Origin of the sequence: Rhodococcus gannanensis (assembly GCF_042681175.1) — a bacterium.
GTDB classification, from domain to species: domain Bacteria; phylum Actinomycetota; class Actinomycetes; order Mycobacteriales; family Mycobacteriaceae; genus Rhodococcus_G; species Rhodococcus_G gannanensis.
Genome location: NZ_JBHUFB010000019.1, coordinates 345,206 through 353,821, shown reverse-complemented (window position 1 = coordinate 353,821; position 8,616 = coordinate 345,206). Strand labels below are relative to the sequence as shown.

The 8,616-nt window shown below is 69.0% G+C and carries 7 protein-coding genes; 1 reads left to right on the top strand and 6 read right to left on the bottom strand.

The window, feature by feature from the left end; translation table 11 throughout:
* Positions 1–100: 100 nt before the first annotated feature.
* The 6 genes from ACFSJG_RS21050 to aztB form a co-directional block, all read right to left on the bottom strand.
* Positions 101–589, bottom strand: coding sequence for a hypothetical protein (locus tag ACFSJG_RS21050; RefSeq protein WP_378487186.1), 489 nt, complete (start codon positions 587–589; stop codon positions 101–103).
* A gap of 94 nt (positions 590–683) precedes the next feature.
* Complete coding sequence (locus ACFSJG_RS21045) at positions 684–3,494, bottom strand: FAD-binding and (Fe-S)-binding domain-containing protein (protein WP_378487185.1); 2,811 nt, start codon at positions 3,492–3,494, stop codon at positions 684–686.
* 147 nt (positions 3,495–3,641) lie between these two features.
* Entirely contained in the window at positions 3,642–4,802 is a 1,161-nt protein-coding gene (aztD, locus tag ACFSJG_RS21040) for a zinc metallochaperone AztD (RefSeq protein WP_378487184.1), read from the bottom strand.
* A gap of 40 nt (positions 4,803–4,842) precedes the next feature.
* On the bottom strand, positions 4,843–5,766 hold the full coding sequence (gene aztC / locus ACFSJG_RS21035; RefSeq protein ID WP_378487183.1) for a zinc ABC transporter substrate-binding protein AztC: 924 nt from the start codon (positions 5,764–5,766) through the stop codon (positions 4,843–4,845).
* Positions 5,763–6,956 (bottom strand): hypothetical protein, encoded by a 1,194-nt coding sequence (locus tag ACFSJG_RS21030; RefSeq protein ID WP_378487182.1) that lies wholly within the window; start codon positions 6,954–6,956, stop codon positions 5,763–5,765. The genes aztC and ACFSJG_RS21030 overlap by 4 nt, the downstream gene beginning before the upstream one ends.
* Before the next feature lie 24 nt (positions 6,957–6,980).
* Positions 6,981–7,835, bottom strand: a complete 855-nt coding sequence (gene aztB / locus ACFSJG_RS21025; RefSeq protein ID WP_378487181.1) for a zinc ABC transporter permease AztB — start codon at positions 7,833–7,835, stop codon at positions 6,981–6,983.
* An 86-nt stretch (positions 7,836–7,921) separates the two neighbouring features.
* On the opposite strand from aztB, the gene ACFSJG_RS21020 reads away from it, so the two are divergent.
* Positions 7,922–8,611: a metal ABC transporter ATP-binding protein gene (locus ACFSJG_RS21020; protein WP_378487180.1), complete on the top strand. Its 690-nt coding sequence runs from the start codon at positions 7,922–7,924 to the stop codon at positions 8,609–8,611.
* Positions 8,612–8,616: the final 5 nt, after the last annotated feature.

Below are 8,616 nucleotides of genomic sequence, written 5' to 3'. Positions count from 1 at the left end.
ACCCTGTACGGCATCGTCCGCGACATCCAACGCGCACTTGCCATCTGGATCGGCACCTGCCCGACCTGCCACCACACCTTTCCGACCTAACAAAGTCCTACTAGCTGCCGGACTCGAGCACCGAGGAGCCGATTTCCAACGGTCCACCGACGAACACCGGTGTGAACGCGACACCGGGATCACCGGGGGCGAGCGTGTTGACGCAGACGCCGACGGCCAGGTAGATCCCCGCCGGGAGGTCGGGGGTCACATACGTCCAGGTGCGGTCCAGAGCGGTGGTGGGCGGAAGGCCCGGACCCCACGCGAGGATCGCCGGGTCGATGTCCTCGAGCGGCGGGAACGTGCCGGAGATGAGCGAGGGAAGCAGTGGGGCCGCCTTCAACGGGTCGACCAGCAGCGCCGAGCAGCCGGTGAGGGCGTGTTCGATCCCGGAGTTCGGGTCGTCCAGATCGATGGTCACCTTCGCGCCGTTGGTGGTCGCGGTGATCGTCGGCGCGGCGGGTGCGGCGCCCTGTGCGGACGCGGTGGGGGTTGCCGTCAGGGTGACCGCGACGGCGGCGACGGCCGCCCCGGACAGAGTCGTAGCCACCTTCTTCGAGCGCGTGCGTGTATTTGCCACTGCTTCGCCAGCCCTTCGGATCGGACCGGATCGGAGTGAACCGGTCGACTGATGGTGCCGCATGTCACAGCGAATTCCTGGGACCTCGGGTCGCGTCGTCGACCAGGAGTTCCGCGAGATGCACCCCGAAACGGCCCGCCAGCTGGGCGGACTGGGTGCGGCAGGAAAATCCGTCCGCGAGCAGGGTCGCGTCGGGATAACCAGCCAGAGCGGGTAGCAGGGAGTTGTCTGCGACCGCAACCGAGACGTCGTGGTGGCCGCGTTCCATACCGAAGTTCCCGGCCAGCCCGCAACATCCGGACAGCTCGTGGACCGTGGCGCCGGTCCGATCGAGCAGGGCGCGATCGGACCGGAAACCCAGTACCGCGTGCTGGTGACAGTGCGGCTGCACGACGACCTCGACGCCGGTGAGATCCGGCGGCTGCCACGTCTCACCGTCCGGCGTGGTCGCTTCGGAGAGGAACTCCGCGAGGGTTCGGGTGGCCTCCGCCACCCGACGAGCCCGCGGGTCGTCGGGGAGCAGTTCCGTGGCGTCGGAGCGAAGCACGGCGGCGCACGACGGCTCCAGGGCGACGACGGCGAGCCCCGCGTCGACGTGTGGCGCGAGCTGGTCGAGTGTCGCGGCGAGCTGCCTTCGGGCACCGTCCAGTTGGCCCGTGGTGATCCAGGTCAGTCCGCAGCAGACGCGTCGCTCGGTGACGGTGACGCGGTACCCGGCGTTCTCGAGAAGGGCGACGGCGGCACGCGCGACGTTCGGTGTGAAGCCGTCGGTGAAGGTGTCTATCCACAGCAGCACCTCGCGACCTGTGGAGCTCGGCGGTCGCCGCCGCCACCAGTGCCGGAAGGTTTCCGGGGCCAGGGGCGGCACCTGCCGGCGCGGGTCGATCCCCACGAGGCGCAGCGGGACGATCCGAGCGGCCGCATTCGCGAGTCGCGGGGCGCGGGATGCCACGGCGGTCCAGCGAGACAGCCGGCCGAGCGTGTAGTGCGTGGGTGGGCGGAGGCGGCGGCGATACCGGCGGTACAGCACCTCCGATTTGTAGGACGCCATGTCCACGCCCGCGGGGCAGTCCGCCGCGCACGCCTTGCACGACAGGCACAGGTCGAGGGAGTCGGCGAGTTCGTCGGCGGCGAACCCGCCGGTGACGAGTGTGCCGTTGATCGCCTCCTGCAGGACGCGGGCGCGTCCCCGGGTGCTGTCCTTCTCGTCGCGAGTCGCGCGGTACGACGGGCACATGACGCCGCCGGAGTCCGCTCGGCACTTCCCGATTCCGACGCAGCGGTGCGCGGCGACCGACAGGTCCCCGCGGTCGTCCGCGAAGGCGAGACCGCCGACCGGAACGACCGGGACGGCCGCCGGGACCCGCAGATCGGCGTCGATCGCCGCCGGCTCGACCACCACGCCGGGATTGAGGACCTGCGTGGGGTCGAACAGTGCCTTGAAGCCGGCGAAGGCGGACAGCGCGGCGGGGGAGTACATCAGCGGCAACAGCTCCGATCGCGCCCGACCGTCCCCGTGCTCGCCGGACATCGAACCGCCATGCGCGGCAACGAGTGTGGCCGCATCGACGAGGAACCTCCGGAACCGATCCGGTGCCCGATCGAAGGGGAAGTCGAGCCGGATGTGCACACAGCCGTCGCCGAAGTGCCCGTACAGCACGCCGTCCACTCCGTGATCGTCCATCAGCGAGTCGAAGTCGCGCAGATACCGGCCCAGCCGATGCTGGGGTACCGCTGCGTCCTCCCATCCCGGCCACGCCGGGTTGCCGGCCCTGGTCCGGCCGGACAGCCCGACACCGTCCGCCCGGATGCGCCACAGTGCAGCGGATTCCGGTCCGGTCGGTACCACCCGGGTGTCGACCGCCGACGACGACCGACAGAGGCGCGCGGCCGCGTCCAGCGCCTCCGCGGCCGTCGCGCCGGTCGTCTCGACGAACAGCCACCCGCCGCCGCGCGGCAGGTCCGGGACCGCGGCACCGCCCTTGTGTTGCCGTACGACCTCCACCAGTCGGGCGTCGATGCCCTCCACGGCGAGTGGCCGCTCCGCCGTCAGCGCGGGGACGTCGTCGGCTGCGGCGGGCATGTCGGGGTAGCCGAGGACCGCCAGCGCCGTCGCCGCGGGAATCGGGACGAGGTCGACGGTCGCGTCGAGGATCAGACCGCAGGTGCCCTCGGTGCCGACGAACGCCTTCGCGACGGAGTGCCCGCGCTCGGGCAGCAGGTGTTCGAGCGAGAAACCGGACGCCTGACGGTCGAAGCGCCCCAGTTCGGTGCGCAACGTCGCGAGGTTCGCCGTCACGAACGCGCCCAGGCCCGGTACGTCGGACAGGCTGTCGGCCAGGACGCGTTCGGTGCCGCCGCCGTCGAGGATCCGCAGCGAGCGCGCGTTGTCGGCGGTGCGTCCCCACGTCACGGCCCGCGGACCGCAGGCATTGTTGCCGAGCATGCCACCGACGGTGCACCTGTCCTGGGTGGACGGGTCGGGCCCGAACCGGAGTCCGTGCGCGGAGGCGGCGCGCTGCAACGACGACAGCACCACACCGGGCTGCACGGTGACGGTGCGGGAGTCCGGGTCGAGGTCGACTATCCGGTCGAGGTGCCGACTGAAGTCGAGGACGAGTCCGGCACCGATCGCGTTGCCCGCCACTGACGTTCCGGCGCCGCGCGCGGTCACGGGGAATCCGTGCTCACGGCCGACCGCGAGGGTCGCCGCCACGTCCTCGTCCGAACGAGGAAACACCACCGCGGCAGGCACGACCCGGTAGTTCGACGCGTCCGAGGAGTACTCGGCGCGTCGGCGGGTGTCGTCCTCGACCTCGCCGTCGAGGCATCCACGCAAGTGCGCGACGGCGGCCGACTCGTTGGTACCGGACACCCGACCGAGTCTAGGACGTGCCGCCCGGCAGCCGTCCCGAACCGACGTGGAGAACCCTGGGGTAACAACCTCCCCGTCTGGCTGAAGGCGGCCTTCGGTTCGATCACCGAGATCGATGCCACCTTCAGCCCGACGGGGAGCGGTCGATCAGTGGCCGTGTGCGCCGGACACGCCGCTGATCTCGTTGGGTGCGTTGTCGAGGGTGACCTCGGCCTCGACCTCACCCGAGTCGGCGTTCAGCTTGAACACCTTCCGCGTCGCGGGATCGGTGACGTAGACGTCGTGGTCGCGCACGAACAGTGCAGGACGCGCCTCCTGCCAGTCCATCGGTTCCTGCCACTCGCCGACGACCTGCCACGAGTTCTCGATCGCGCCGGTGGCCGGGTCGACGACGTGGAGCTTGCCGTCGGTTCCGAGGATGAGGGCGTCCCCGTGCGGGCCGCGCCCGAGGGAGCGGAAGCTGTAGCTGACACCCTCGGGCATCGGGACGACGGTGATCTTCTCCGCGACCGTGTCGATCAGGGCGAACTGCTCCGGGAACTCACGCTCGGCGTCCGGGTCGACCTTGTAGTCGGAGAGGAGGACGGTCGACTCCGGGCTGCCCGCCACGGTGCCGATCTTCGCGAACGGCGCCGCGCCGGGGACCTTCACCCAGGCACCGTTCTTGAACAGCAGTGCGCCGTCCTTGCAGCCGAGTGCGAGGATCTCGCCCTGCGCGACGGCCTCGCCGTGGACGCCCTCGCAGCTCTCGTTGCGCGCGATCTCGGCGAAGTCCGCGTCGAGTGCCATTGCCCCGGGACGCTTCTCCTCGTTGCCGAGGGTGGTGACCATCGTGCCGTCCTCGAGGACGACGGAGACGCCGTGGTGCGGTTCGGCGGCGGTGTAGGTCACGGCCTCGGCGGCGAGGTCGTCCGAGTCGAGGATGCTGGTCACGCCGGTGCCGTCCATGTACAGCACCGTCTTGTCGGCGTGAACGACGACGTGGCCCGGCTTCGGGCCGTCGTACTTGATGTCCGTCATCGCGCCGGCCGCTGCATCGAGGAACTGGAATCCGGCCTCGGTGGACACTGCGACGTGGGTGTCGTCGCCGGCCGGGTTGACGCGGTTGAAGCCGTCCAGGGAGACGGTCTCCTTCACTTCGAGGGTTTCGCCGTCGAGGATGTGGATTCCGCCGTCGAAGGTCACGGTGACAGGCTCGTTGATGGCCTCGGTGGTGTCCTGCGCGTCGCTCTCGGACGAGCATGCCGCCAATGAGAGGGCTGCGGCCGCGGCGACCGCGAGTGCGGTCACCCTGGTTCGTTTGTTCATGTGTGACGCTCCGTTTCTCGAGATGGGTGGAACTGTGAAGTCAGCTGCCCTGCGGCGTCAGACCGTCGCTGATCTGGGTTGCGTTGGAACGCATCATGTTCAGGTAGGTGCCGGCCTCCGATCCCGGTTCGCCCAGGGATTCGGTGTACAGGCTGCGGATGTCGACATCGGTGCCGGTGGTGTCGGCGACGACCTGCGCCAGCCGGTCCGGCTGCGAGGAGTCCGCGAAGATCGTGTGGATTCCGTTCGACTTCACGGCACCGACAAGTGACGCCAGATCCGATGCACTCGGTGACGCCAGGGTGGTCCCGCTCGGAATCACGGTGCCGACCACGGTGAACCCGTACTTCTCGGCGAGGTAGGCGAACACGTGGTGGTTGGTGATGAGCTTCCGCTGAGCCGGTGGGATCGCCGCGAACTTCCCCGTCATCTCCTGATCCAGTTCCTCGAGGTCGGCCCGGTATGCGGCGGCGTTGTCGCGCACGGCCTGCTCATCGACGCCTGGCACGTGCTCGACCACCTCGTCGGCGATCAGGTCGACGGCCAGCGCCATCCGGGTCGGGTCGGTCCAGAAGTGCGGGTCGTCCTTACCTGCCGTGCCGCCCTCCGAGTAGGCGATCGGGTTCACCGCGGAACCCACCTCGACGACCGGCACGCCCTCCGCCTCGGCGGAATCCACGTGGTGCAGCAGACCCTCTTCGAGGCCGAGACCGTTGAACACCACCAGGTCAGCGGTGTGCATGGAGTTGGATTCCTGCGCCGAGATTCCGAACGAGTGCGGATCGGAGTTCGGCTTCATCAGTGTGGTGACCTCGGCCTGGTCGCCGACGATCTCCCGCACGACGTCACCGAGGATGTTGGTGGTCACGACGATCTGCGCCACGTCGTCGCTGTTCGCGCAGCCGGTCAGCGCGACGGCGCCGACGGCGAGCGCCGACAGGGTTGCGAGGACACGGGTTCTCATCGTCCGACCTCCACGATCAGATCGGGACGGGCGTCGGTCTCGAAGGTCCGTGCGACCCGCAGGTTGTCGTCGTAGTCGATCTCGGAGACGGTCGACGAGGCCGGATCCGTGATGTAGGCGCGCGCGGTGTCGATCAGTACCGGGCTGGTGGTTCCGGCCGGAACGATCGGTGATTCCGCAAGCGGCGCACCGCCGTTGAGCGCCGAGACCCGGAGAGTGCCAGCCTCGTCGAGGCTGATCACGGAAGCACCGTTCGCGGGCGAGCTCGCCGACACCACCGGCGCGGGCGAGGGCACGTGGGTGACGATTTCCTCGGAGGTGTTCACGTTCCACACTCCGTTTCCGGCGACGGATGCGGCCTCGTTGCTGCGCGGGCGGTACCCGAACTCGCGCGCTCGGTCCCCAGCGGTGGGATACGGAAGGAGGACGTCGTGGTCGGCGCCCGCCTTCTGCTTCACGACGAGCACACCGTCGTCGCAGCCGACGGCGACGGCACCGCGCAGGATCGCCCAGCCCTCGGGTGCGGCGCAGGCGGCACCGATCGGGCGGACTTCTGCTCCGGTCGCGTCGACCAGGGACATACCCGTCGCGCCTGCCAGCAGGAGGTTGCCCCGGTAGGGCACCGCGAAGGGAACCGGGCCGGACGATTCGAGTTCACCGGTGACGGTGACGCGGCCGGATTCGAATGCCTTGCGGTCCAGCAGCGTCACCGTGCCGTCCGTCGTGCCGATCGCGGTGTGGCCCTCGTTGCCGATGACGCTCTTCACGGGTGCGTCGAGGGTGATCGTGCCGACCGAGGTGGCGGGCGCACGGTAGTAGTGGACGTGGTCGGTGTGGTCGACGGTCCACACCCCGGTGTCGACGATCTCGACGGTGCGGTCGCCGTCGCCGATGTAGGCGAACCGCCCGTCCTCGGTGAGCGTCTGCGCCGTGACCTCGAGGTCGACGGTGCCGGTGGTCTCACCGGCGAGGTCGAGGATCGACAGCTCTGTCGAACCCTTCTCGGCGTACGCGAGACCGACCTGCGGTTCCGCCGCTTCGCTCGCCCCTTCGACGAAGCCGTGCGGGGACTCCGCGGCCTTCGGGGTTTCCGATCCGGTCGGGGTGTCGGAGCAGGCTGCCAGAGCGAAGGCGAGACCGATTCCGAGGGCTGCTCCCGCCAGGCGGGACGTGCGCGAACTGAGATACATCTGTGTCTTCCTGTGCAATCTGATCTACGAACTGAATTCCGTGACGGGTCTTTTCGCCGATCGACGCTCGACGAACTGAACCACTCCGGCGAGGGCGAAGAAGGTCGCGACCGCGGTCGCGGCGATGGACGCGCCTGCCGCGGTTCCCGCGTTCCAGGACACGAGAACCCCGACGACGGTGGAGAAGCTGCCGATTGCGAACGCCACCGCCATCACGGTGGGGATCCGCCGTGCCACGAGCAGTGCACCGGCCGACGGCGCGATCAGCATTCCGAACGACAGCAGGGTCCCGACCACGTGAAACGAGACCGCGATGGTGATGGTCAGCAGGGTGAGCATCGCGACGTTGGCCAGGTCGGGGCGCAGCCCGAGGGTCTGTGCCTTGCGAGGGTCGAAGCTCAGCACCAGGAACGGCCGGTACAGGGGGACGGACACCAACGCGACGAACGCCAGCGCGCCCAGGAGCAGGCCGAGGTCCTCGGGCCTGATGGCGAGGACGTCACCGAACAGGAAGGCGGTCAGGTCCGTCGCGAAGGATTGGGAGTGTGACACGAGGATGACACCGATCGAGAGCATGCCGACGAACAGCAGGCCGATGCTGGTGTCCTGACCGAATCGCTTGTTCCTGCGTAGTGCGTTGACGCCCAACGCCATTGCGAAGGCGCTCACTGCCGCACCGAGCACCAGGCTACCTCCGAGGAGCGCGGCGATCGCGACGCCGGGAAGCATGCCGTGGCTCATCGCCTCACCGAGAAACGTCATCCCGCGGACGATCACCCACACCCCGACGAGGGCGCTCACCGCCGACAGCAGCACGCCCCCGATGACCGCCCGCCTGACGAAGGGCACGGTGAACGGTTCGAGGAGGTCGATCGACATGATCGACACCCTAAACGGTAACGGGAATCATTTCCAAGTTAGGATGGGTGCCGCCACAGCCGCAGTACGACCGAGGAGAGGGCGACGTGAATGGACAACCGGTGATCTCGATGCGGGGTGTCACCTACCGATACGGCAGCTGCGTAGCCCTCGATGACGTCTCGCTCACGATCGAATCGGGCACGCTCGTGGCCCTTGTCGGTGGCAACGGTTCCGGCAAGAGCACGTTGCTCGGGATCCTCGCGGACCTACTGGAGCCGGCACTGGGATCGGTCGAGTGCCGGACCCGGCGCAGGCCGGCGATCGTGTTCCAGCGGCCGAAATCCTCCGACGAGCTACCGCTGACGGTGTGTGAATGTGTGTCGATCGGCCGGTACGGACCGCGGCGACTCTTCCGGCGACTGGGCGGCGCGGACCGCCGAATCGTGACGGACCTGATGGAACGTCTCGAGATCGACCATCTCGCGGGTCGGCAGTTCCGCGACCTCTCCGGAGGTCAGCAACAGCGGACACTGCTCGCGCAGGGCCTCGCGCAGCAGTCCGACCTGCTGCTTCTCGACGAGCCGACCTCGGCGCTCGACGTCGCGGGGCAGGCCATCGTCGACGAGGTGCTGCGGGAGGCGACCGCAGCGGGCACCACGGTGGTGCACGCCACCCACCGCCTCGAGGACGCCGTCCGCAGCGATCAGTCCGTCGAACTCGCTGCCGGCCGGGTGGTACACGTCTCCACCCGCACGGATGCCGCGCGAACGGCGACGAGACCCCTGCAGAAGTGACACCC